At 68.5% G+C, this 23902-nt stretch carries 17 protein-coding genes and 4 pseudogenes; 10 read left to right on the forward strand and 11 right to left on the reverse strand.

The genetic code is table 11. The features are described 5' to 3' along the window. The first annotated feature begins 848 nt into the window (after nucleotides 1-848). From ADL25_RS42420 to ADL25_RS42445, 6 genes are all read left to right on the forward strand, one after another. Nucleotides 849-1778, forward strand: a complete 930-nt coding sequence (locus ADL25_RS42420; protein ID WP_059133306.1) for a conjugal transfer protein — start codon at nucleotides 849-851, stop codon at nucleotides 1776-1778. Next, on the forward strand, nucleotides 1775-2116 hold the full coding sequence (locus ADL25_RS42425; protein WP_059133307.1) for a hypothetical protein: 342 nt from the start codon (nucleotides 1775-1777) through the stop codon (nucleotides 2114-2116). Before ADL25_RS42420 ends, ADL25_RS42425 begins: the two co-directional genes overlap by 4 nt. Next, nucleotides 2113-2679, forward strand: coding sequence for a hypothetical protein (locus tag ADL25_RS42430; RefSeq protein WP_059133308.1), 567 nt, complete (start codon nucleotides 2113-2115; stop codon nucleotides 2677-2679). The genes ADL25_RS42425 and ADL25_RS42430 overlap by 4 nt, the downstream gene beginning before the upstream one ends. Continuing rightward, complete coding sequence (locus ADL25_RS42435) at nucleotides 2676-5360, forward strand: ATP-binding protein (protein ID WP_059133309.1); 2685 nt, start codon at nucleotides 2676-2678, stop codon at nucleotides 5358-5360. Before ADL25_RS42430 ends, ADL25_RS42435 begins: the two co-directional genes overlap by 4 nt. Before the next feature lie 348 nt (nucleotides 5361-5708). Then, nucleotides 5709-8432: a YrzE family protein gene (locus tag ADL25_RS42440; RefSeq protein ID WP_059133310.1), complete on the forward strand. Its 2724-nt coding sequence runs from the start codon at nucleotides 5709-5711 to the stop codon at nucleotides 8430-8432. Between the two features lie 35 nt (nucleotides 8433-8467). Continuing rightward, the gene (locus ADL25_RS42445) at nucleotides 8468-9577 is read left to right on the forward strand and encodes a C40 family peptidase (RefSeq protein WP_234381278.1); all 1110 of its coding nucleotides are present in this window, start codon (nucleotides 8468-8470) and stop codon (nucleotides 9575-9577) included. Nucleotides 9578-10278: 701 nt separating this feature from the next. Here ADL25_RS42445 and ADL25_RS42450 read toward each other — a convergent pair. Together ADL25_RS42450 and ADL25_RS42455 are read right to left on the reverse strand one after the other, a co-directional pair. Next, nucleotides 10279-10785 carry an NUDIX hydrolase gene (locus tag ADL25_RS42450; RefSeq protein ID WP_059133311.1) on the reverse strand — a complete coding sequence of 169 codons (507 nt, stop codon included), beginning with the start codon at nucleotides 10783-10785 and terminating at the stop codon, nucleotides 10279-10281. Between the two features lie 9 nt (nucleotides 10786-10794). Beyond that, on the reverse strand, nucleotides 10795-11340 hold the full coding sequence (locus tag ADL25_RS42455; protein ID WP_059133312.1) for an AAA family ATPase: 546 nt from the start codon (nucleotides 11338-11340) through the stop codon (nucleotides 10795-10797). Nucleotides 11341-11933: 593 nt separating this feature from the next. On the opposite strand from ADL25_RS42455, the gene ADL25_RS51310 reads away from it, so the two are divergent. Next, nucleotides 11934-12311, forward strand: a complete 378-nt coding sequence (locus tag ADL25_RS51310; RefSeq protein WP_234381279.1) for a hypothetical protein — start codon at nucleotides 11934-11936, stop codon at nucleotides 12309-12311. Then, nucleotides 12287-14926, forward strand: coding sequence for a hypothetical protein (locus ADL25_RS42465; RefSeq protein ID WP_059133313.1), 2640 nt, complete (start codon nucleotides 12287-12289; stop codon nucleotides 14924-14926). Before ADL25_RS51310 ends, ADL25_RS42465 begins: the two co-directional genes overlap by 25 nt. A gap of 872 nt (nucleotides 14927-15798) precedes the next feature. Here the strand turns inward: ADL25_RS42465 and ADL25_RS42470 are convergent. The 6 genes and pseudogenes from ADL25_RS42470 to tpg all read right to left on the reverse strand — a co-directional run bounded on the left by ADL25_RS42470 (nucleotide 15799) and on the right by tpg (nucleotide 21487). Further along, the gene (locus ADL25_RS42470) at nucleotides 15799-16839 is read right to left on the reverse strand and encodes an IS701 family transposase (protein ID WP_420711422.1); all 1041 of its coding nucleotides are present in this window, start codon (nucleotides 16837-16839) and stop codon (nucleotides 15799-15801) included. 190 nt (nucleotides 16840-17029) lie between these two features. Further along, complete coding sequence (locus ADL25_RS42475; RefSeq protein ID WP_059133314.1) at nucleotides 17030-18250, reverse strand: MFS transporter; 1221 nt, start codon at nucleotides 18248-18250, stop codon at nucleotides 17030-17032. A gap of 128 nt (nucleotides 18251-18378) precedes the next feature. After that, nucleotides 18379-18684 (reverse strand): annotated as a pseudogene (locus ADL25_RS42480) (IMP dehydrogenase); the annotation flags it as partial. A 351-nt stretch (nucleotides 18685-19035) separates the two neighbouring features. After that, entirely contained in the window at nucleotides 19036-19863 is an 828-nt protein-coding gene (locus ADL25_RS42485; RefSeq protein ID WP_059133316.1) for an HARBI1 family protein, read from the reverse strand. 159 nt (nucleotides 19864-20022) lie between these two features. Continuing rightward, nucleotides 20023-20787 carry an IS5/IS1182 family transposase gene (locus tag ADL25_RS42490; protein ID WP_059133317.1) on the reverse strand — a complete coding sequence of 255 codons (765 nt, stop codon included), beginning with the start codon at nucleotides 20785-20787 and terminating at the stop codon, nucleotides 20023-20025. A 200-nt stretch (nucleotides 20788-20987) separates the two neighbouring features. Then, nucleotides 20988-21487, reverse strand: a pseudogene (gene tpg, locus ADL25_RS42495) (telomere-protecting terminal protein Tpg). Here tpg and ADL25_RS42500 point away from each other — a divergent pair. Then, nucleotides 21486-21998: an SUKH-4 family immunity protein gene (locus tag ADL25_RS42500; RefSeq protein WP_059133318.1), complete on the forward strand. Its 513-nt coding sequence runs from the start codon at nucleotides 21486-21488 to the stop codon at nucleotides 21996-21998. The pseudogene tpg and the gene ADL25_RS42500 overlap by 2 nt on opposite strands. 24 nt (nucleotides 21999-22022) lie before the next feature. Here the strand turns inward: ADL25_RS42500 and ADL25_RS52525 are convergent. The 3 genes and pseudogenes from ADL25_RS52525 to ADL25_RS51315 all read right to left on the reverse strand — a co-directional run bounded on the left by ADL25_RS52525 (nucleotide 22023) and on the right by ADL25_RS51315 (nucleotide 23435). After that, nucleotides 22023-22983 (reverse strand): annotated as a pseudogene (locus tag ADL25_RS52525) (IS630 family transposase). A gap of 69 nt (nucleotides 22984-23052) precedes the next feature. After that, nucleotides 23053-23277 (reverse strand): annotated as a pseudogene (locus tag ADL25_RS48695) (hypothetical protein); the annotation flags it as partial. Next, nucleotides 23223-23435, reverse strand: coding sequence for a hypothetical protein (locus ADL25_RS51315; RefSeq protein WP_079050974.1), 213 nt, complete (start codon nucleotides 23433-23435; stop codon nucleotides 23223-23225). The pseudogene ADL25_RS48695 and the gene ADL25_RS51315, both read right to left, overlap by 55 nt. Between ADL25_RS51315 and ADL25_RS51320 the strand changes: the two genes are divergently transcribed. Continuing rightward, a complete protein-coding gene (locus ADL25_RS51320) occupies nucleotides 23365-23835 on the forward strand; it encodes a transposase (RefSeq protein ID WP_234381280.1) in 471 nt (156 codons plus the stop codon). The two genes, ADL25_RS51315 and ADL25_RS51320, sit on opposite strands and share 71 nt — an antisense overlap. The last annotated feature ends 67 nt before the right edge of the window (nucleotides 23836-23902 follow it).

Below are 23902 nucleotides of genomic sequence, written 5' to 3' on the forward strand. Positions count from 1 at the left end.
ACCCGAAGATCCCCTTCGCCTTGAAAGACAACCGACTGTCCCGGAACAGGCCGTTGGCGATCTGCGTGAACTGATCAGCCGCCATCACGCCGCGGCGGACACCCGCCCCGAAGGGGCTCACCGCCGTTCCCCCGAACCGGGCAGCGCACAGTGCCCAGAGCAGCACACCGGGCCCACTGAGGTGGGGCGGCCGTCGATGCTCGGTGCGCGGGCGTGCGTGTGTTCCATGCGTTCAGCTCACCCGCCGACCCCGACCAGACTGGCGGCCATGAACCCCGACCATCGGTCACGATCCGGCAACACAACCCTCTAGCTGCCGTGGTCGGCCTCGTGGTCGGGCCGACCATGCCCCTTCAGCTCGAGCGCTTGGCGGTTACGCCGCCCGATTGCGCAGCATCGAAAGGCGTTGCGCAATCGGGCTGCGCAACGCCAGACAGGTCGTGGCTAGTTGTCTTTGCGCAACGGGCTGCGCAACCGCTGGAAGATCCTGTGCAGTCGAGTTGCGCAGTGAGGGCGGCTGCGCAGCCCGTAGTTTCTGGTCCTCTCCTGCGCAGATCTCTGTCTTGCGCACTGCGCAGGGATCTGCCGCGGTCCGGTCGGCCCTCGTCTGCGCACGGCGTCTGATCGCACAAGGGTCGCCCCCGGCGGGGCTGCATGTCGGATGCCCGGGGTTGTCGGGAACTCGTAGCTGGCCATGGTTGGGCCTGTGGTTGGGCCGACCATGACCCCAACCATGGACTTCGTGTCTCCATCGTGACCTTGGTCGGGGGTTCATGGTTGGTGGTCGGGTCGGGGTCGACGGGTTTTCTCGAGGTCAGCAACATCCGTTCTGATCTGGGAGTTTGACCATGTCCCCTGGCAAGCAAGCCTCACCGGGTGAGGCCGCTGCTCCGGTCGCGGCCGGTGCCCGACTGGAGGCGATGCGCCGCCGCGCCCGCCTATCCCGCGTGGCGGTCTGGACCGTCATCTCGGCCGGCCCCATCGCCCTCGCGGTCGCCGTCGCCTCCACCCCGACCACGGTCGCGGCGGCCCCCGCAGCCCAGCCGACCGCCGTGCGCACCGCCTTCGCAGCCGACCCGGGCGGCTATGCGCAGCTGTTCGTCGGAGCGTGGTTGCGCAGCAGCGCGGACGACCCGACGACTGCGCAGGCGCGGCTTGCGCAATCCATGGCGCCGGACGTCGAACTGCCCGACCCGGCTGCCGATGCGCAGTCGGCGACTGCGTCGGTGACGGCGGTGCGCAGTGCGCAGCGCACCGGCGGGGCGTGGTCGGTGACGGTGGCTGCGCAATACGCCAACGGATCGGTGCGCTACTACACGGTGCCCGTGACCGTCGACGCTTCGAGTTCCTCGTTCGCGGTGACCGGTGCGCCCGGCGTGGTGGCCGGCCCGGCCCAGGCCGAGGTGCCGAAGTCGGCCTACGGCGTGACCGTCCCGGACGGGGGCCTGTCGTCCGCTGTCGGGGAATTCCTCGCCGCCTACCTCACGAGTGCCGGGGAGGTCGACCGCTACCTCGCGCCAGGAGTGAACCTCACCGCCGTCTCCCCCACCCCGTACACGGGGGTCATCGTGCAGCAGGTCTCCGCCATCGAGGAGACCGCGACTGCCGACCAGGTGCCGGCAGACGGCACGAAGGTGCGCGTCCTCGCCTCGGTGGAAGCCCGGAACGCGGCCGGGCGGTGGCCGCTGGCGTATGAGCTCACCCTCAAGGCCCGCTCGGGCCGGTGGGACGTCGCCGCGCTGAAGTCCGGGACCACCCAGGACGGGGGTGCCCGATGAACACCATGCACAGCGTGATGCTCGCCGGGCAGTTGGACGATCTCGGCAACTCGTGGATCAACATGTTCAAGGAGTGGGCAACCAACGGTCTCAAGGCCGGTCTGGCCGTCCTCGTCGTCGTGATCATGGTTCAAAGGTTCAGCCTCAAGGCAGGCATCGGCGCCCTGCTGCTCATGATCATCGCGCTCGGTCTGTACAACTCCCGCGACAGCCTCGCGAACATGTTCGAGGACGAGGTCAAGAACCCGGCCAAGAGCGCACCCGCGACCCCGGGCGTCGTCCAGTCCGAACTCCCGGCTTCCCCTGTCCACTCGCCGGGTGCCGGAGGCCGACTGTGACCGCGGCCGCGGCCCGGGTAGGCCGCTTCTACACCTCCGCCCGCCGCCACCCCTGGGTGCTGGGCAAGGTCGCCGACTGGAAGATCCCCCTCGGCCCCTACACGCCCGCACAGATCGCGGTCGCCGTCGGCGGCGGCTTCCTCTTGGTAAAGACGATCGGCTGGTGGTCGTGGATGGGACCGCTCCCCATCGTCGCCTGGCTGCTAGCGATCTGGGCGGTGCGCCAGCCGAAGATCCGGGGCCGGGCCCCCATGCAGGCCACGTTGGGCTGGGTGATGCTCGGCTGGCAGCCCCGCGGCGGGCGCATCGGCGGGCACGCCGCCCGCGATCGAGCGCCGCGACCCTTGTCCGGAAGTTTCACCATCGAGGGCGACCCCGTAACCGGCCACGCCCCGCAGGCCGGACCATCCAACCCGGCAGGCCAGGCGCTACACCCGAGCCCGGACGCCGGCCGCCCTTCTGCACCTAACAACACACAGCCGGTTCCTCTCACGCTGTCGGTGGGGCCGGTGTCGGGTGTGCAGCAGCTGCTCGCCTTCGCCCAGCAAGGGGAGGCGCGGTGAGGGTTCCGATCCGTCACATCGCCGGGCACCTGGCGTGGTCGACGCAAGGCAGCGTGTGGGCCCTCTACCGTCTCCACCCCGGCCCGGACGCACAGGGACAACGCGAGGAAACCGTCCAGGGCACCCACGTGCCCGCCGCAGTCCGCGAGGAACAGCTCGCCAAGATCACACATCTGGTGCGATCGCTGTCCGGAGCCCCGCGGCTGTTCGGCCTGTGCGCGCAGGTCGATCCGGGTGAGATCGCCCTGCGCATGATCGAGGGGATCGAGCCGACCAACCAGACCTCCGATGCGGGCCGGCACCCGTGGGTGGAGAACGTGGACGCCACCCTGGACCTGCTGGACGACCAGGAGATGCACCGCCGCACCCTGTGGCTGGCCGTGCCCCTGCAGGCCGAGACAGGCGGCCTGCAGGTGTCCGCATCCTTCAGCGCGGCTTGGGCCGAGATCGCGCCCGTGCTCGGCATGCGCCCCGCCCCGGTGGCGCGGCGCGAGGTGAGTGCCTACCGCGAGCAGGCATCCCGGGTAGGGGCCGCGCTCGTCGGCGGGATCGCCTTCCGGCCCGCCCGCCCGGCGGAGATCGTATGGATGATCCAGCACGCCCTGCACCGCGGCCTTGCCGAGCCGTTGCTGGCGGAGGCCGAGACCAGCGATCTGTACGGCGGGCAGATCCAGGGCGGTGTGCTGCGCTCCCCCAGCTACGCCGACCTCGGCCAGGTCCGTCTGCAGGAAGGCGGCATCGACCGCGGCCTCGACGACGTCGACGAACTCAAGAACGCGGGAGGGATCACGCGGTCAGGCCGCAAGGCCTGGTGGCGGCTGAACACCGGCTCGCCACTGGGCCGGCGCTGGCTGCAGGTCGAATCCGAGACAGGGGTTGGCTACCAGGCGCAGTTGGCGCTGGCCGAGTGCCCGCCGGCGGTGGGCCAGGATGCGGTGGATCTGTTCGCCCAGCTGGAGATGCTCGACTTCCCCGTCGACTACACCGTCGACCTCACGCTGGTGCCGGCGGAGAAGGCGCGCGAGCAGGTGCGGCGCAAGAAGAACGAGCTGATCGACCAGGCAGACCAGTACGACGCCCGCCCCACCGGCATGCCCGCCTCGCTCAGCGAAGCCGCCCGCGACCTGGGCGAGCTCGACGCCCGCCTGTCCCGCACCAGCGTTGAGGTGGAGGTGCAATCAGTGACCGTATTGACGGTGTGGGGGCCGACCGCCGCCGTCTGCGACGGGCGGGCCAGGGCGTTGGCGGCTCTGCTGTCCGGCGCCGACTACCGGGCGGTGCGCCCGGCCGGGCTGCAGGAGGCCCTGTTCACCCTGGGTCTGCCTGGCACCGTGCGGCCGGGCGTGGTGCGGGAGTTCACGCAGCACCAGATAAGTGAGGACTGGGCCCTGAGTGGCGCCTTCACCACCTCGGAGGTCGGCGATCCCAACGGGATGTTCCTCGGTATCGACCTGGACTGTGGCACCACCCGCCCCGTCATGATCAACATCGCGGACGCGCCCAAGGTCGATGCGTCCGCGTCGATGGGCATCGTCGGGGACCTCGGCGCGGGCAAGAGCGTCCTGCAGAAGCTCATCGCCGAAGCCGTGTGGGCGCGCGGCGGGTGCGCGATCTGCATCGACCGCACGCCGGTTCGCGAGTGGGCCACCTTCGCCCGCACCGCCGCCAAAGGCCGGGTCCAGATCATCGACGCAGCCCAGGCCCAGGTGTCCATCGACCCCCTGCGCGTGTTCGACGGGCCCGAGGGCCGCCACTACGCCCTGTCCTACCTCACCTTGCAGCTTGGCATCGGCCCGATGAGTACCAATGGCGAGGTCCTTCACCACGCCGTCGAACAGGCCGCCCTCAGCGACGCCCCGTCCATGCACCGTGTGCTTGAGGTCCTCGAGGAGATGGCCACGAGCGAGGCGGGCAAGCGGCAGGACGCGGCCGCGACTCTCGCCGGCCTGGTCCGGGTTGTCGCCACCAACTCGCTGGCGAAGATGGTGTTCGACCCGATGCTGCCGCCGGTTCGGCTGGACGCCTCCAGCGCCTCCGACATGATCGTGATCACCACGACAGGGCTCAAACTGCCCCCACAGGCCGCATTCGCCAACCCCGAGATCCTGCACCAGCAGCCGCTGGAAGCGCTGATCGGACGTGCGGTGCTCTACCTGATCGCCGCGATCGCCCGGCAGACCGCGTTCGAGGACCCCGAACGGTTCACCGCGGTGGTCCTGGACGAGCTCTACTGGCTCACCTCCTCCGCCGAAGGCACGGCCCTGGTCCACGAGATCCTCCACGACGGCCGCAAACACGGCGCCGGCCTACTGGCCGGCTCGCACACCGCCGAGGAACTCGGCCCCGACCGCGGCCTGATGGCCTACCGCGCGCTCGCCCGCACCACCGACCGCGACAGCGCCCGCCGCGGCCTGGAATTCATCGGCCTCGACCCGAACGACCCCGAACTGGTGCGGCTGGTCACCACCGGCCTGTCCCCCGTCGGCCAGAAAGGCCGGGGAGGCGAGTTCCTGCTCACCTGCCCGCGCCGGAACACCGGCCGCATCAAGGTCTCCATCCCCCGTATCGCCCGCATCAGCGACTCCGTCACCACCACGCCAGGGCAGCACACGAGCGCTGCACCGCCCTCCGCACCCGTTGCCGGTGAGGCCATGGGTTCCGATCGGAAGGAGTACGCGTGATGACCACGTCTTCCTGGGACCGCTCCCGGCGCGTGGTTGCGGTCACGTGTGTCGTCACCGCGCTCGCGGTTGTGGCTGCGGTCGTCGTTCTCGCTCTCTGGGCGGGCGTGCCGGGAGCGTGGTGGCCGCACACCGGACGTGCCTTCGCCGCTGGCGCCCGACCTGCGGACGGTGATCCGTGTGGCCTGATCGTGGGACCGGCCAAGGTTTATTGCGAGGGCTGCACTGCCACTGGCGAACATGACGTGACAGGTGCGGCGTTGAGGCTGTCGTCTGCCGCTGCAGGTGTGGGCGCCCTCGTGATGTGGCGGCTTCGGTCGGCCGCCGCCGGGCAGAGGCGGGGCTGACGTGTTCCGTCCAGACCGCGCGACCCTGCGCTCCGCCGGTTTTATCGTGCTCCTCACCTGTGTGTTCCTCCTGGTGAACGCGCAAGTCGTGTACGCGGCCGGCAGCAGCAGCGAGACTGGGGACCTACTCGCCCCGCTGAACATCGACTCGTCCGAGGGCGTTGCGATCGACGGGTACGACCTGAGCGCTTCAGGCGGCTCGATCGTCGCCTTCAAGTCGCAGGCCCTTGCCTTCGCGATGTCTGGGCTGTTCACCCTGATCCGGCTGCTGGTCGGGCTGGCCGGGTGGGCGATCGAGGTGGCCTTTCGATTCCCGCTGCTGAAGATCCTCGCCCGCCCGGCGCAGAAGGTCGCCGACGCCTACAACCATGTGGTCGTCGACACGCTGGGGATCAAGGGGCTGGTGCTGGCCTGGGCGTTCGTCTTCGCCGGGTTCATGATCGTGCGCGGCAGGGTCGGCCGCGGCCTGGGCGAAATCTTCCTCACCCTGCTCATCGGGGCGATCGCCGCCTCCGCTCTCATCCGACCTGACACCCTCCTCGGTCCGGACGGGCCTCTGGGGCAGTCCCAGCAGGTGGCCGCCGAGGTCGCCCAGCAGAGCGTCAACTCCTACGACTGGGGCGGCAAACTCGCCAGCGACGACCCGTGCGCAGGCATGGCGGGCAACGCCGAGATCAAGTGTGAGCAGTTGCAGGGCGAAGGGCCGGTCTCCGCAGCAGAGGTGGCCCGCCCCATCCAGGACTCGATCACCAATGCTCTGATCGTGAAGCCCTTCATGCTCCTTCAGTACGGGCGGATCCTCGACCCAGCGAAGGCTTCCGATCGCAAGGCCTATGCCGTCCATCTGAAGTGGGTCACCGGCGGGTACATGCCCAACTCGACGCCGTCGGACAAGGCGAAGGACGCCTGCAGCCTGGTCCACGGCCCGGGCAAGCAGTACTGCGAGCGTGACGTCGACGGCAAGCCCAGCGGCAGCACCAAGCTCCCGGAATTCACGCCCGGAGGCGAGCTTCTGGACGCCTCCACTGCGATTGTCACCGATGAGGACCAGGCGTTCGCTGCGTTCCTCGCCGATCTGAAGAAGGCCGGCCCCGTCGGGCAGTCGTGCGCCGCCTACGCCGAGAAGCCGACCTGGTGGCGTCTGGGCGGCGCGTTCCTGCTGCTGATCGCTGCACTGTTCATCTGCGGCATGCTGCTGTCCAGCGCCATCATCCTGCTCGGCACCCAGGGCATCTGTGCCGGAGCCGCGGCCGTCGGTGGTGTCACCTTCATCGCGGGCATGCTGCCCGGTCCCGCACGCCAGAGCGTGTGGAAGTGGCTGTCGCTGTGGGGCATCGCGATCCTGGCCGTGGTCGGGATCTGCGCGTTCATCCCGTTCTTCGGGATCGCCATCGACGCCACCATCACCAACGGGCCCGACCTGATGGTGGAGCGGATCCTCCTCATCGATGTCCTCGCCATCGCGGGAGCAGCCGGCCACCGTCGCCTGCTGGCCGGGATCACCTCCTTCGGATACCGCATGGCCATGCGGATGCGCTACGCCAAGGTCGGCGGCACCCACCTGCCCGGCGACACCTCCGAACTCGGCGCCGCCCTCGCCATGAACTCCCCGGCCGGTCTGGGTGGATACGGCGCAGGGCTGCGCGCCTTCATCGGCACAGGTGGGGGCGGTCGGTACGGGATGCTCGGCACCCGGCATCGGCTGATGGGCGCACTCACCTCCCTGGTCGACGGCGCGGGCATGCCGATGGACACCGGCAGGATCCTCGCCGACGCCACAGCCGAAGCCGGACGCGGTCTCGCCCCGTTGACCGCGGCTGCCGCCCTGGGCGGGCTGGGCGCCCGGCTCGGGGGGAAGGGCGCGCACTGGCTGCTCATCGGGCGCCGCCCGGACCAGGACCAGTTGGCCAAGTGGCGCAAGCCTGCTGACGAGAGCGACTTGGGGCTAGGTGGCCCGTCGGACGGCGGGGACGACAGGGATGGCGGCTCGGGCGGCGTGGGCGGCATGGGGCCGCGTCGCCCCTCCGGGCCGCCCGACCGATACCGCAACGATGAGGGGCAGATCATCGACCGCACCACCGGCCAGGTCCTGCACGACCAGAACAGCGACCGCACCCTGCTGTCGACCCGGGCCCACAACCGGCTGGTCCGCTTCCGCGGATACCGCATCCTCAACCGGGGCGGCCGGGCCGCCTATGGCTCAACAGTCGGCCTGCCGGCCAATGTTCGCCGAGGGCGGTCAGCGGGCTCGCGCTACTCCCAGGACGCCCGCCAGCAGGTGCGCGTGTGGGGCAACACCCTGCGCGAGGACGGCCGAGCCTGGACGGAGACGGGACGCCACGCAGCTCAGGTCCTGCGGAACCGCGCCGCTGAGACCGCCGAACCTGGACCCTTCGCCAGCCGCCGCCTGGCGACTACAGCAACTCCGACCGCCCCCCACCGCCCGGCAACACCGGCAGGGCCTTCACCCAGTAACCGGTCTGCGGGCAGCTCTGCCCCCGCTTCCGCCCCCGCACGGCCAACGCCGTCAGCTAACGGTCCTGCAGTCGAGCCTGGTCCCGATCTCGGCGGGCCGGTTCTTCCCGGTGGGGGAAGCCCGCGCAGTCGGGCGCGGGAGGAGGCGCGGGCCCGGATGCAGGAGCTGATGCGGCGCACCGGCCCCGACGCGGAACGCCTGCGCCAGGAGCAGGTCCGGCGGCGGGACGAGGGCGGTGAGGACGAGTGAAGCGGCCCGGGCGCCGCGTGCGGCGGTGGGGGTGCGTGGTCGCACTGCTGATGTTCGCCGCGGTGTGCTGTGCCGCGCCGGCAGGGAACGCGATCAGCGCGTATGTCGCGCTGGAAACGGGTGCACAGGAAGGAGGTATCGCCGAGGGCGGGAGCCCCGCAGACATCCCGCCGCGGATGCTGACCGCCTACAAGAAGGCCGCCAAGCAGATCGGGAAGTACGTGCCGAAGTGCCGGGGCATGGGCTGGCCGGTCCTCGCCGGGATCGCCAAGGTCGAGTCCAACCACGCAATCGGCAGGAGCATCGCGGACAACGGCGACATCCGCCCCAAGATCTACGGGGTACTCCTCAACGGCTCCGGTGCCGGCGGCAACACCGCCGTCCTCCCCGACACCGACGGCGGCAGGTGGGACGGCACCGCGTCCGGGGAGCGCGCCGTCGGCCCGTTCCAGTTCCTCCCCTCCACCTGGCAGTCCATCGGCAAGGACGCAGGCGGAGATGGAACGGCGGACCCGCACAACGCCGACGACGCCGCTCTCGGCGCTGCGATCTACCTGTGCGGCAACGGACGCGACCTGGGCAACGGCTCGCAGCTGAAGGCCGCGATCTGGCAGTACAACCACTCGAACGCGTATGTGGCCAACGTGCTGGGTTGGATCGACCAGTACACGGCGGCCGCCGCGGGTCCGGACCTGAAGAGCCTGTCTGGGAAGGCGCGCACCGTGATCGAGGCGGCGCTGTCACAGCGGGGGGTGCCGTACTCGTGGGGTGGCGGCAACGCGGAGGGCAGGTCGTACGGGATTTGCTGCTCGCCCGGCGGGAAGAGCGGCGCGAGTATCAAGGGCTTCGACTGCTCCGGGCTGACTCAATACGCGTACGCGAAAGTCGGCGTCAGCCTGCCGCGCCTGGCAGCCGACCAGGCCGGTGTCGGACAGCGGATCCCCGCCGGCCTCGGCCCGGGCGCACTGCAGCCGGGTGACCTCGTCTTTTACGCCACTGCTCCCGGACACGATGCCACGATCTACCACGTCGGGATCTACCTGAGCGGCGGGCAGATGATCAACGCTGCCCGCCCCGGGACTGTGGTGCGCCTGGACGCCGTCAGCGCAATGTCCGGCTACGCGGGGGGTGCACGGCTGCTGTGACCACCACGCCACTGTAGGTTCCGAAAAGAGATGACGGTGTCCAAGTGATCTGTCGTCAATGTGTCGGTCGATGCTCTCTTTTCGGCCCGGTTCTCGCTCCGCGCCGCAGTCATGTCCAGTGTCTGAGGTCCAGCCTTTGTTGGGTTTGCCCTGCCGCACGGCCAGGTTACGGCTGGTGGTGGCCTATTTCCTGGTGTCAGAGAGATCTGACACGAAAGGGCGGGTCGCGGTGGGCGAGTACGACGACACAGCAATGACAACTGATCGGACGACCCGGGCCGTTTACCGGAAGGCTGACGGCCAGCTGGCCGAAGTCGACTGGGACCGACTGCTGGTGGACAAGGTGGCCGATGGTCTGCCGGTGCGCGAGTTTCGGTGGTATCGCGGCCGGAAGCACTATTCGGGCATCCGGATCCGCGCGGAAACGCTCACGCTCCTCCGCGACCTGGTCGACCACGCACCCGCCGAATTCTTCGGATCCCAGGTCAGCGCAAGGACCGGCATTAACCCAGGCGGCATCTCGGACCGACTCCGCCAACTCGAACAAGCCGGCTGGCTCACCAGCAGACCCGAAGACGATGCCAGCTGGCTCAGCCGCGCAACCCCAGGACGCGGCGCGGGACGACGTCGCACCTACTACAAGCTCACCGATGCGGGGCGCCAAGCCGCCGAGCAAGAACTACAGCAACGCGCACCGCAGCTCACACCGTTCCCGGCCGCACCGGCAGAGCGCGATATCGGTCGAACGCCTCGCGAGCATCCGGAACGAACTCCCGGTGTCGGACCAGGTCGGTCAATTCGGCCTCAGTCAGCCAGTCATGCCAAGCGACCTCCGAACGGTCGGGCTGGACGGGTTCCGTGACGACGACCTCATGCAAACCGAGCCAATACGGGCTGATCACGCCCTCGCACAAGAACTTGAACAGGAAACGAGGACGGGCATGAACACCAAGTTCTTCCACCAACTCCCGCGCAGCAGCATCTTCATACGACTCGGCCACGTCCACCGCGCCTCCGAGCATCCAGTTGATCTGCCCAGGGAAAAGAACGACATCGTCTGGACGGCGGTGGACAAGGAACTGCCCCGCACTGTTGCGGCACACGATCGTCGATATTCGGTGCAGCCACCGGTGACGGATCGCCTCCTCCCTTTCCACAACAGCCAGAACGTCATCACGCTCGTCAACGCGCTCAACAAGTTCACCCACGAACCAGTCCTACCGTCCCGCAACCGCGCCGACACGAGCCAGCACCACGTCGGCCAGCTCCTGCGGGGTCAGCTCGCCGTCCAGAAACATGGTGTCGCTGGGCAGGGTGTCGGCCGCGGCCATGCACGGCTCGATCTTGTCCTTGCACCAGTGCCGGACCCGCTCGTCCTGCTCGGGATCATCCGGGGTGAAGTTCCGGCCGTCGATCCGCTTCTCCAAGACCTCGCGGGAGACCTTGAGGAAGAAGTGGTGAACCTCGATGCCCGCATCCGTCAACGCGCCGAAGATCTCACCGACATACCCGGGGTTGACCAAGGTCATGGGAACCAGAACCGGACGGCGGTACTCCTCGACAAGCCCTACCGCCAGGTCGGCGACCTGCCGCCGCCACAGCCGAAGATCCTGGAAGTCGCCGGTCGGCACCTCCACGATCTCCCGCAGCACAAAGCCGACCATCTCCGGGTCGTAGACCAGGGCCTCGGGCCACCGAGGACGCAGCTCGTCCACCAGCGTGCTCTTCCCGCTGCCGAACGCACCGTTCACCCAGACGATCAACGCGATCCTCCCCACCCCAGTTGCCAAGCCCGCACGTCGGGCCTGGCGCGTCGGACCAGCATGCCGCACGAATTAGATGAGGCCGAAGACCAATGCAGATCATGCCCGAAAGATCGCCAAGTGGGGCGGAATCGCGCTGCCGAACTGCATCACCTCACGTCTTCGAAGCCACCCCGAAGGCCCTGCCCGCTCGGGCAGACCCGCGCCGAGCTCCGCATCCAGCCCGAAGAAAACGACAGCCCGGCTGGACAAACCTACCGACAGATCATCGGGACCACCTCACAACGCCGCAGGTCACCGCAGCGTCGGCCGACAAGCCAGATCGGAACCTACAGCCACGCTCACCACGCCTGCTGGTGCTGAGCACCGTCCTGCTCACCGTCGCCGGGACGGCACTGCTGGGCATGCCGCACGGTCAGCAACCGCCGCCGCCAGGAGCCGCGCCACCCGCGGCGGCGACCACAGTTCCGTCGTCGATCGCAGCAATGCCCTCTGTCCATAGGCCACCGGCCGCTGGCGCGCCTGCCTCCACAGCGCCCGAGACATCGACGTCGTCGGCCCTCGAGTCCGCTCTGCCACCGCACGGCGAAGGTGTGGCTGGCGACAAAGCAGTCCAGCGGAACCTGGAAACAGCCTGGCCCGCCGACCTTCCCGCCGCAGACGAGCGGGAACTACTCAGCGCCGGTCGTGCGCTACTGCGCGCGGACGCCACCGGACTCGGCCGCGCCAGGTGGCCCGCCGTGTTCCCCGACACGGGCCAGGCCGTGGCGCCGGCGTTCGCGACCGCTGGCTTCCGGATCCAGGCCGCGATCGCCCGCCGCGACGGCAGCCCGAACAAGGCCGTGGTCCATCTCGTGTGGGCCGGCACGGACCGCGGCGGCACCTTCACCGACCTCCGCATCGCCGATTGGCACTTCACCCGCACTGCCAAGAAAGGAGCAGCAACGTGGACTCCGCTCCCCCGCACCTGACGGAACTGGCCGGTGACACGGCCGCTGGTCAGGTACTCGCTCTGGTCACCGGCCTGGTCGACGCCGCCAACTGGTTGTTCGACCACTGGTATCTGCTCGCGCTGGCCATCGCCGTCGGCTGGAGGGGGGGCGAACTGGCGGTACGCCGGCTCGCCGCCAAGGCTTCGGCCGAGCGGATGGCCCTGGAGCTCGTTCCCGGCCGGCACTTCGACCCGAGCCTGGAGGAGATCTTCCGGCGAGGAGTCCAGCTCGCCCGCGCCTCCACGGCCATGCCGTGGTGGGCGCCCCGCCGGACGAAGGCCGTGCAGATCCGGCTGCGCGCGGACGGCAGTACGCCGCTGCGCTACCGCATCGAAGGCCCGGCAGGCGGTGAACGGTTGCTGTCCATCACCCCGTTCGGGCCCGATGTCACCGTCACCTCGGCCCGGCCGATCGTCGACGAGCCCAGAGCGCACACCGTGCGCGCCGAGTTCATCCTGCGTGGCAGGCCCACAGCCTCCTTGCGTGAGGTGCCACTGTCCCCCGACCCGCTGCAGCCGCTCATCGACGCCGTGGCCGACCTGCGCGCCGAGCTCGGCGACCTCGCCGAGATCCGGCTCGACATCCAGCGAGCGCCGAAATGGGTACTGAGGGCACGCCGACTTCAGTTGATGGGTGCCGCGCGCCGGTCCGAGCGCCGCGAGGCCCAGCGGGCGGCTCGCTGGCTGCGGCAGGATGCCAGCGGTATCGAGGACTCGTTGAGTTGGCAGTTGCAGCAGTTGCTCAGTGACAGACCCGGCTCCGGTTCGGGTGCCGGTCGGCGGCTGGTGATGCCGCCCGTTCCCCGGCGGGTCGAGCCTGCTGTGGCCCTGGGCAAGCTCGCTGAGGACGACCACTTGGTGCGGGTCCAGTTGCTGGTGATGTGCGCCTCGAACACCGAAGGCCGCGCGCAGGCCCGTCTGGCCCAACTGCAGGCTGCGTTCGACGTGTTCGGCGGGCGCTCGAGGTGGGCCATGCGCGGGTGGCGGCTGGGGCCGTGGCGGATCGGTGCGGATCACTGGCCCACCCAGCGCGGATTCGAGCGCCGGTGGAATCTGGGGCACTGCCAGCCGCCCCGCCCGAACTGGGTGAGGCTGGAGGAGCTCACTGGCCTGCTCAAGCCCCCCACATTGCATTGCCGTCTGCCGGTGCTCGCCAGTGACCTGCCGACCTTCGAGTTCGGGAATCCCGACCTGCTGCTGCAGGGCGTCTACCGTGGCCCGGACGGCAGGGAGCGTCTGGTCGCCACCTACGCCGAGGAGACCCTGTTCGAGGTGGGGACGGGCAAGGCGGGCGGCGGCAAGACGGAACGGGCCCTGGCGCAGGCGATCGGCTGGGCGCACGCGGGTGGCGGGCTTGTCTTCGTCGATCCGCACCGCGACTCCTGGCCGCGCGCGTTGCCGTTCTTGGCGCACGATCACCTGGCGCCGCGGATTGCACTGATCGATCTCAATGGTCTCGGGCCCAACCCGCGGGTTAGTTCGTGGAACCCGCTCGGGATGGAGCACGGGCAGCCCGTGCACGAGGTTGTCGAGGCGATCGCCGACGCCTACGCTTCCGCGCTGGCGTGGGACGACGCGACCGCACCGCGCGCGCTCACCATCCTCACCGCCGCTCTCACTGTCCTGGTCGCCGTCAATGAGACGGCCTGTCAGGCCGGTCGGCCTGAGGACCAGGCCACGATCTTCCAGGTTCGGGCTTTGCTCACCGACGGCGTTTTCCGCAAGGCAGCGCTGGGGGCGGTGGCTGGCCGGCTGGATGAGGAGACGCGTGCTTGGTGGCAGTCCGTGTTCCCGACGTTGTCGCCCGACGCGTTCGCCGTCGTCCTCAACCCGATCGCCCGCCTGGCCGCGAATCCGGTGACCCGGGCATTCCTCGGCCAGCCGGCCGGTGTCTACAACATCCGCGCAGCGATGGACTCCCGGATGATCGTATGGGTGTGCCCGGGCGGCAACGGGCCCACCGACCGATTGCTGACCGCCCTCCTGGCCCGGGATCTGCTGCGGGCCGCACGCGCCAGGCGCGACACCCCTGAAGACAAGCGAGTGCCGTTCCGCCCGTACTTCGACGAGCTGATCACCCTGACCGGCGCCGCCCCGGAAACCATCGCGAGCATGTTCGAGGACCTCCGCAAGTACAAGTGCCACATCCACGGCATGACCCAGCTACTGCCCCGCCTCCCCACGCCAGTTCGGCTGTCCCTGGTGCAGAACGCGTCCACGCTGGCCACCACCGCCGGATCGCAGTCCGCGATCGCGTCGATCACCGCTGAATGGGGCGACAACCCCAGCCCCGAACGAGTCGCCACCATGGAACGCTTCGAGCACTACGTCTCCATGAACGTGCACGGCCACCGCATCGGACCCATCCAACTGCGCGGACCCCACCTCGACAACGTCTTCGCCGCCCAGGCCCGCCCACGGCAGGTCGAAGCCCTGGAACGGGCCGCCCAAGCGAACGCACAAGCACTCCCGCTGGACCAGCTCACCGACCGCGCCGCGAAGCAGCTTGCCCGCGTCGCCGCCTTCGTCGCCGAGCTCACCCCTCCTGCCGCCGCAGTCCCTGTCTCAATAGAAAAGGATCAAGAGTTCGAATGATCGTCGTTCAGCCCAGGACAGTACGGCGACAGGCTGCCTGCGCTCGCCCCCATATCGCATGGCATTCGCTCGCCAAGTGGTCGGTCTCGGGAGGAAGGACGTTGCGCACGGCGAACGCCTGGCGAGGCCTGGTCGCGCTCTAGCAGTCATACGCCCGCGAAGGTGTGTGCCACCCGGAGGAGCGAAGACACAGAACTACAAATCGATATCGGGTTCCGAAAGTGACCGGATACGTCCCGAGTTTTACGAGTGAACTCGAATACTGAGCTGGGAGGTTGACTGGCATATGCGTAATCTTGCCGTCACGCAATCCGATCACCGCAGCTTGACCAGGCCGCGGAGTTGGGCTGCCGCCCGCGGGCGGCTCAGGCAGCGGTAGGGTCACACCGCGCCGTACGGGGAGGCATCATGAAACGCTGCGCACGCCAGGTCCCACATGCGGCTGTTCACTTCCGAAAGGCCGCTGCTTCCATCACGCTGTGCGCTGCGCTCGCACTGACCGCGTGCAGCTCATCAGACAGGAAGGGTGAGGCGGCAGACGACTCTTCGAGCCGCGCCCAGGCTCCGACTTCTTCTGCACCGGCCAACCCGAAGGAGGCAGTGGAAAAGGAAGCAATTAATACTCCAGTGCGGTTTCGTGATCTATCCAGCGGGTTCGTCGGCGGATCGTCTTTGGTAATGGCTGTGCCGGGCTGTTGCCTGGTGGCGTCTGCACCAGATTGACCAGTGCAGCAGCCTGGCAGCGGTCATGGCCGGCGGGCCGAAGACGGCGGTGAACAGGTGGCGGATCTCCGGAACGGTCAAGGAGATCGGTCCGCTGTTGCGAGCTGGGTGGTGCGGACCGGTGGACGGCTTCGGTGCCGCGACGGCGGTCAGGAAGGCCAGGGTGAGCATGGCGAGCGTGATGTGCCGGTGCCACGAGGTCCAGTTGCGAACCTGGTAATGGTCGAGTCCGACCTGGCCCTTGGCGGCCTGGAAGCAATCCTCGACACTCCAGCGGACACCGGCGACGCGTACCAGCTCCGCGAGTGTGACCACGGCGGGTGCCCAGCACAGGTAGAAGGCGAGTTCGCCGGTGGTGCGGTTGCGGCGGATGAGCAGGTGGCGGTGTTCGTCCGTGCCGATGTGGATCCAGGCCCAGTTGTAGCGCGGGCCCTTCGCGCCACGGCCGGTGCTCTGCCGCTGCCAGGCGGTGGTGGGCAGCCGTCCGGCGACGGTGTCGGCGCGGACGGGAGTGCGGCCCTGGTTGATCCGCACCCGCGTCGAGCAGGCAACGGCCACATGTAGCCCATCTCGCTTGCCTCCAGGGCGGCACGGAGCTGCGGGTCCTGGCCGTAGGCTTCGTCGCCGGTCACCCATGGCGCCTTCACCCCGGCGTCCAGCGCGGCGGCGATCATCTCCCAGGCCAGGCGGGGCTTGGTCGCGAACTGCACATCGTCGGGTATCCCGGCCGCCTGACGGCGTTCGGGATCGGAGCACCAGGACTGCTCGGGCAGATAGAGCCGGCGGTCGACCAGTGCCCGTCCCCGGCCGGTTGCATAGGCGAGGAAGACGCCGACCTGGGAGTTCTCGATGCGCCCGGCGGTGCCGGTGTACTGCCGCTGCACGCCGGCCGAGGCCCGGCCCTTCTTCACAAAGCCGGTTTCGTCCACGATCAGCACTGCACCGTCGGCGCCGAGCTGTTCGGCGGCGTAGGCGCGGACATCGTCGCGGACGGCGTCGGCGTCCCAGCGTGCGCAGCGCAGCAGCCTCTGCATCGGCCCCGGCCGGGCCAGACCAGCCTGCTCGGCCATCTGCCAGCAGTTCTTCCGCTCCGCTTTCGACAACAGCCCGAGAAGATAGGCGCGGGCAGTTGCCCGGGGTTCAACTCGGCTGAAGCGGCCCGCGATCCGAGCCATGGCCTGGTCGAACATCTCCCGCCAGCGGGCTGGGTCTACGCTCTGGTCCGTGGCCACCGCACGATCTTCGTTTGTCCACACACCAACCGATGATCACGCGGTGGCCGTACCCGTTCCCAGCCGGGCCCGCAGTGCGAGCGGCCGGCCGCGCCCGCCGCTCGCGCCGTAGGGGGAACTCGTGGGATCGGCTATCACCTCGGGCTGACTATGCGTTGGCCACCTGGACGCGGACGGCTCGGGCGCGGACCACGAAGGGCCGGGAGAAGACAGTGATGGCGACGGAGATGGCGGCCACAGAAGTGATGGCCATGCCAGCAGTGAAGTGCTGGGCAATGCCGCCGGCAACTGCCGCTCCGATACTCTGCCACGTCATCCGGCCGGCGGACTCAACCCCCTGGACCTGGCCACGGACCGGATCAGGGGTCAACTCCAGAAGCTGCTCCTGGAGCGGCAGGGTGGCGGCGAATCCGGCACTGGCGATGAACACCGCGGCTGTCGCCACCAGCACGGGCGGGTGGATGGCGAACAGCAAGTAGGGGACGGCGAGCAGCAGTCGCAGGGCGAATGCATAGCGACGTCGCTGCTCGGCAGTCAGCACTCGCCCGACAGTCAGGTCACCGAGGAGCATGCCTGCCGATCCGGCGGCCAGGAAGGCGCCGGCTTGATGGGGGGCGTAGGAGATGAACAGGGCCTCGCAGCCGACGATCAGACCGTTGGGGACCCACAGGTTCAGCAGCAGCGCGCGTTGGCCGGAGTGGGAGAAGAGCGCGATGTTCGTAGTCCAGGTCTGGCGCAGTCCAGGGCGACGGGTCAGACGGATCGAGCGTTCTCGGACCGTCACCGCCACAATGATCAATCCGACGCCGGTCAGGGCTGTCGCGACGGCGAAGACCTCTTGCGGGCTCAGGTACCGCACAAGGACGGCGCCGATGGCGTAGCCGAGGATGGCCATGCCTCCCGAGGTGATGTTCATCAGCGAACGCGCCAGTGCATACGTGGAGGTCGGCACCACCTCGGCGAGCAGCCCCATCCGCGCCCCCGTTCCCAGGGACTGGAAGAACCCCAATACAAGAAGCAGACCGAACCGGGCGGCGAGCGGCAGCCCTGGAACCGCCTGTGCGGCAACACCTACGAGCGAGACGCACTGGAGCGCGACGAGGGTCCGGCGAGGACGGCTTCCGTCCGCGACCGACATCAGCGTCAGCGCACCGAAGACCGTCGCGAACGTGGCGCCGTACATGCTCACAGCTGTCAGGAACGGGGACTTGGTCTGCTGGTTGACCAGTGTGCCGAGCGCGAAGCCCGACAAGGTGCTCGCGGCGACCGTCAGAGTGAAGCTGGCGTACAAGCCGACGAATTCACGGTTGCGGAGCAGGTCACGGTAGGTGGTGGGAGGTGTGCCGGAGGCAGATGTGTCAGAAGGCATGAAAAAAAGCCTCCGCGCGCACCCAACCTGGGGCGCCGAAGGCCAACTCGTCAATTATAGCAGCTGCCCCAGTCGCACCCACGGCCCGCCATCAATGACCCGCGGCCACCGCACGATCTTCGAGAGTCCACACAGCGCCGCTCGTCCATGGCCTTATAGCCCTCGGCCACCTGAGACAGCGGCAGCTCGAGGTCGAAGACCTTGCCCGGCTTGATACGCCCGGACATGACCCGGTCGATCAGGTCGGGCAGGTACTGACGCACGGGGGCGGGGCCGCCCCGCACGCCGACGTGTGAGTAGAACAGCTGCGTGCCGTCGAGGGCGACACCGTGGGGGACGCCGACGAAGCCGACGTTGCCGCCCGGACGGGTGGAATTCAGGGCCTGCTGCATCGATTGCTCGTTGCCCACGCACTCCAGCACGCGAGCACCGCCCCGGGCACACCCGACCACGACGCCCTGCAGCTCCTCGCCGCCTGGAGCACCACCGAAACCGCCCAACCCACCAGCGCTCGCTCCGGTCGGCAGGATCCATGAGCGACGCACCGCAACGTACTGCGGGGGCAGGGGGCTCAAGAAGTGCAACGACGCTGGAGCCGATCGCGTACACGCCGCCGGATATCGTCCTCGGCATCGCTTTGAGGCGGCGGGGGCGCTGGCCGGCTCGGTTCGGCTCGTAGCTCGGTGCCGTAACGGTCTGTCTGTTTGTGGATCTCATCCGGCTGCGGCTCGGCCGGCCAGACAATGAGCCTTTGCCAGTAACGGATCATGACGTTCTGTGATTGATCAGATGGTGCGGTCGTACTCGAGCTGAAGCAGGACGAGGGCTGCGGCGGCGATCTTCGTGATGCGGCTGGGGTCGAGGCTGACCCGGCGCAGGGCCTTGAAGGTGGTCTTGAGCAGGGAGTTGGCGCGCTCGCAGACCCCGTGGATGCCGCGGATGACCTTGTTGTAGGTCTGCTGGGCCTCGGTCAGCTCGCCACCGGCGGGCTTCTTGTGCGGGTGGCGGAAGCCGTCGCCTGCGTTCTCGTAGCCGAGGTCGACGAGGGTCGGCATGTCCAGTTCGGCGGCCATCCGGTTGAGGGCGTCGATCAGGCCATGGTGGCGGGCGCAGGTGGTGTCGTGCTCGCGGCCCGGGCGGACCGGTGAGACCCAGATCGGCCAGCCGTCAGGAGTGGAGATGACCTGCACGTTCCCGCCATGATGCTTGTGTTTTCCGGACCACCACAGGTCCGCGCCGTTGGGGCCGGGGGCGGCGAGGCGGTCGGTGCGGACGAGGGTGCCGTCGAGGTTCAGATGTGTCAGCCCGGCCGCCTCCGCGCGCTTCAGCGCGGTCGCGAGGTCCGGTGCCCCGGCCGCCAGAACGGCCAGTCCCTCGTGGAGGTAGCGGTATGCGGTGGAGGCCGACAGACCGTTGTCGCAGCCGAGTTGGGAAAGGCGGGTGCCGTCGATGAACCAGCGCAGGATGAGCACCGCCTGGCGGAAGCAGCCCAGCGCCCGCCTGCCCCTGCGGGTTCCGGCCGCGATGCGGTGATCGCGCAGCAACCGGGCCAGGTGCTCGGCGGTGGACCGCTTCACATCGAGCACCGCGGTGTATGTGACACTGGTCGACACGTGAGGCCCCTCGGTCAGAACAATCCGTCGCAAGATCGTTCCTACCAGGGGCCTTACGTCTGCCCGGACTTGAGGACCGCACGGACGGCAGCGCAGGCATCGCGATCACAGCGAGCGACGGCCGCTTACCGGGAAAGACTCAATGAGCCTTTCCCATCCTCACTCTGAGCTGGTCAGATGAAGGGTCAGGACGGCCTGGACGAGTTCGGTGATCCGGGTTGTCGAGCATCGTAGTTTGCGAAGGAGTCTCCAGGCCTTGAGGGTGGCGATGGCCTGCTCGACGAGCGCTCGGATCTTCGCGTGTGACCGGTTCACCGCCTTCTGGCTTGTGGAAAGAGTCTCCCACCGACCCCAGCAAGGGGTGCGCACCATGGCACCGGTACCCCGGTAGCCTTTGTCGGCCCAGCACTTGATGTCGGCCTTGGCGAGGGCGTCGACGATGCCGGGTTCACGGGCCGCGCGGACATCGTGGACGGCGCCGGGCAGCGCGGGTGAGGCCCACAACAGTCGGCCGAAGGGGTCTGCGATGACCTGCACGTTCATCCCGTGCTTCTTGTGTTTGCCCGAGTAGAACGGCCGGTCCGCGGCAACGCGGTCGATCGGCAGGAGTGTGCCGTCCAGGATCACGAACGCCTTCGCCGAGGCGGCCCGCACCGCGTCGGCCAGGCTGGGGGCAAGGGCGTCCAGGAGTTCGACAGCCTCGGCGACATAACGGTAGGCCCTCGTGGTTCCGACGCCGAATCCGGCCGCGAGCTGAGCATACGTGTGCCCCACCCGCAGATGAGCGAGTGTGAGCAAAGCCTGGCGGCCGGCGCTCAGGCGCCTCCAACGAGAGCCGATCGTACGGCGGTGCCGCTGCAACTCCTGCGTGAGGAAGCGGAGGGCAGAGCTGGACACGTCCACGCCCGACGGGTAAACAAGCACGTGAAGCCTCTGGTGGAGACGGTTCTCTTGGTCGAAAACCCATCTACCAGGGGCTTCACTACGTTGTCAGCCCAACTGCAGCACCAACACGCCAAGTTGGAAAGGGCTCACTGACAGGAAGTGACAACACGCCTGCCTTGGTGACAATTGTCATGCTTCGGCTCAGTCAGCAGAAGCTGTCACGTGGGGCTTCCTTTTTTTCAGAATTCGAGATCGAGGTAATCGATGTCATTGAGGGTGACGTCCGAAAGCCCATGGCACGGCTTCCGCCGTCCTGGAAATAGACGTCCTTAAATCCTTCGGCGATGATCTGACGCATCTGCTGGTCGCTGGCACCCGCGTCGCGGGCGTCGAACAGGCGGTGTGCGTACTCGGCCGGGAGGTGCACGGAGAGCCGCCGGAAGCGGCCGTCGTCGGTCGTGCCGACTGGTGCGGTGTACCCGAATCGGGCCCTTGTCTCCACGGTGATCCCGCCAGTGGTGGCGGCCTGCTACTGCCGGCGTTTGCGCACCTGCTGCTGCCAGCGGGACCGCACCGCGTCGTCGATCTTTGCGGCCACGTCGGCGCGGGCGTGCTTGCGGGCGCCGCGACGGTACTGAACTTGATTGGGTGATGTCGGGACCGGGCGGCCGACAAGGGCCGCCCGTCTCGCGGGCCTACGGTGTTCCCTGGGCACTCCATGGGGAGAAGATCTCCCCATGAGTCAACCCTTGCCGCAGTTGCCGAAGCCCGAGTTCGTCTTGATCCATGTTGAGGCTCCGCCCGAGGTGCCCGCCCAGATTGCTGTCGATCTCGGTGAGACCGGCATTCCGGCCGGGTTGATCGGATACGAGTACCGGCCGCTAAGCGAGGCGGTGCTCCTTGAGGGGATTGGTGAGCGGGGGCTGGTCGCCATCGCGACGAGTGGCCTGTTCGGACGCATCGCCGTCGACGTTGCCACTGGCCACGTGGTGCAGATTCCCAAGATCGATTCAGCAAGGGCTCCCCGTCTCGTGAACAGCGATCTCGGCTCCTTCAACCAATGCGTGGCCGCGGTGATCGCGCGCTTCCCGTTCTATGCGGACGGCGACGAGGACAGGTTCGAGGCGGTGGCGGATGAGCTTCGGGATCTCATCTCCGGCGTCGACGAGGCAGCTCTCGCGCACAACGGATTCTGGGAGACGTTCTGCGACGACGTGGCGATGGGGGACTACGAGGACTGGGATGCATGAGCCAGCAGCGAACTTCGCCCTTGGTCAGTCGTCCATGATCAAGTCGACGCCCACCAGACAGCCATCGACCAGCTCGGGGCGGTACTGGATCTGCTTGAGCCTGCGTTTGACGGCACGGGCGATCTGGCCGAGGTCGGCTGCGGCAAGGTTGCCGATATCGCGCTTGACCAGCGACCAGATGCCCTCTTGCGGGTTCAAGTCCGCAGAGTAGCTCGGAAGTTGGAAAACGGTGAGCCAGTCCGCATGGTCGGCGATGAACTCGCGCAGCGGTTCGACCAGGTGCATACGCAGGTTGTCCCACACGAGCACGATCGGACCGCCGAGCTGGATGTGGGCCCTGACCAGCAGGTCGCACAGGTCGCACCAGCCGATGCCCTTCGGCTCGCCCTTGCGGCCCCGGTACTCACGCACCGAGTAGAACATCCGGGACCGCTTCCCCGGCTTGTAGCAGCTCAGCCCGGCCATCGACACCCGGCCCGAGCCCCGGCCGCGCACGCGGACCACTGGAGTGCGGCCCCTGCGTCCCCAGCTCCTCGCTCGCGGCGGCGTCATCGACTGGCCGGCTTCGTCTTCGAAGACGATCCAGCCGTCGCACGCCGCCGCGGTGCTCTTACCAGCGGCCAGGTCTCCTTCCTCCAGACCTCGACCGCCTGGGCGTCGCGCTCGATCGCCCGCCTGGCCGGCTGCTGCCAGGACCAGCCGTGCCGCCTCAGCAGCCGCCAGGTGCCCTCCACCGTGTAGCTCACGTGGAACAAGCGGCCGATCAGCGTCTTGATCCGCGCCAGCGTCCACTGCTGGTCCGCCCAGCCATGGACCAGCGGCCCGCGCTCCAACTCCCGCTCCAGCCTGGCAATCTGCGCGTCGCTGAGCCTCGGTCGCCCCGGCTCTTCTGCCCGCCCTCGAAGCGTTCCACGGCCTGCAGCCTGATCCGCTCCCTCGTGGCCCTCCCGGCGTCCGTCAACCCTCCGCCCTGCGCGTATCTCACGGTCCACGGCTACCGGATCTGACCGGCTGCCGTCAGGCGAACGGCTCCGACATCACCCATTCAAGTTCAGTAGCGGTTGACGGAGTCGGCGGTAACGCCGATCTCCTGGGCGACGGCCTTCGCGCTGCCGAACTGCCTGATGAGGTAGCCGATCTGGCCCTTGAGCGTCTTCGGGGGCTCGCGGGTGAAGGCTTCCCGGTCGGCGCGCTCGATGGCGTCCTCGATCTCTCCGGCCCTGTTCAGGTCCGTTCGGGGATGGGGTCTTGGCCGTCGGGGTCGACCAGCTGGAACCATGTCTCGCGCGTCTCGCGCAGGTCATGCAGCCACAGTGCGAACCGCGGCGAGGTACAGCGGGCGCGCATAGACAGCTGCAGGGCCTCCATGCGCGCCTCCAGCCGGTCCAGCGTCCGCTCCCGTTCGGAGGCTTCGATCCAGGACGCGCCGTCGGCCACGGCGTTACTCGCCCTCGTCCACTACGGCGTCGCGACCGTCGCCCTTGATGTGGCGGGCCGGGTTGAGGCTCTGCTCCATCAGGTCGACCGCCCAGGACATCGCCTGTACGCCCTCCACCTTGGCCAGCCCGGGGGTCGGACCGAGCCGGAAAGCGCCCTGCGGCTCGCCGCGAACCTCGCCGCCGACGTGGAAGCCTGGACCCGGCTGCTGGGACTGCACGATGTGGACGGCCTCGCCGACGCCGAACCCGACACCCCGCGCTACAAACTTCTGCATCTGCCCGCCCGCCTGGTACGCCACACCCGCCGACGGGTCCTGAAGATCCCCGACACCTGGCCCTGGCGCACCGCGTTCACCACCTGCTGGCAACGCCTCTCCGAACTTCCGGCCGTCACCTAACGTCCGGTCCCGTCCCGACGAAGACCAGAACGGAGGAGAACCACACATCCCCGGGCCCGTGGAACCC

The sequence above is a fragment of the Streptomyces sp. NRRL F-5122 genome, assembly GCF_001507435.1.
GTDB lineage: Bacteria > Actinomycetota > Actinomycetes > Streptomycetales > Streptomycetaceae > Streptomyces > Streptomyces lannensis.

Bases quoted from the DNA above. Each gene is read 5' to 3' on its own strand.
- ADL25_RS42475 (WP_059133314.1), bottom strand. From the start codon at position 18,250: ATGCCTTCTGACACATCTGCCTCCGGCACACCTCCCACCACCTACCGT.
- ADL25_RS42420 (WP_059133306.1), top strand. From the start codon at position 849: ATGTCCCCTGGCAAGCAAGCCTCACCGGGTGAGGCCGCTGCTCCGGTC.
- ADL25_RS51320 (WP_234381280.1), top strand. From the start codon at position 23,365: ATGCGCGCCTCCAGCCGGTCCAGCGTCCGCTCCCGTTCGGAGGCTTCG.
- ADL25_RS42470 (WP_420711422.1), bottom strand. From the start codon at position 16,839: ATGTTCGACCAGGCCATGGCTCGGATCGCGGGCCGCTTCAGCCGAGTT.
- ADL25_RS42500 (WP_059133318.1), top strand. From the start codon at position 21,486: ATGAGTCAACCCTTGCCGCAGTTGCCGAAGCCCGAGTTCGTCTTGATC.
- ADL25_RS42425 (WP_059133307.1), top strand. From the start codon at position 1,775: ATGAACACCATGCACAGCGTGATGCTCGCCGGGCAGTTGGACGATCTC.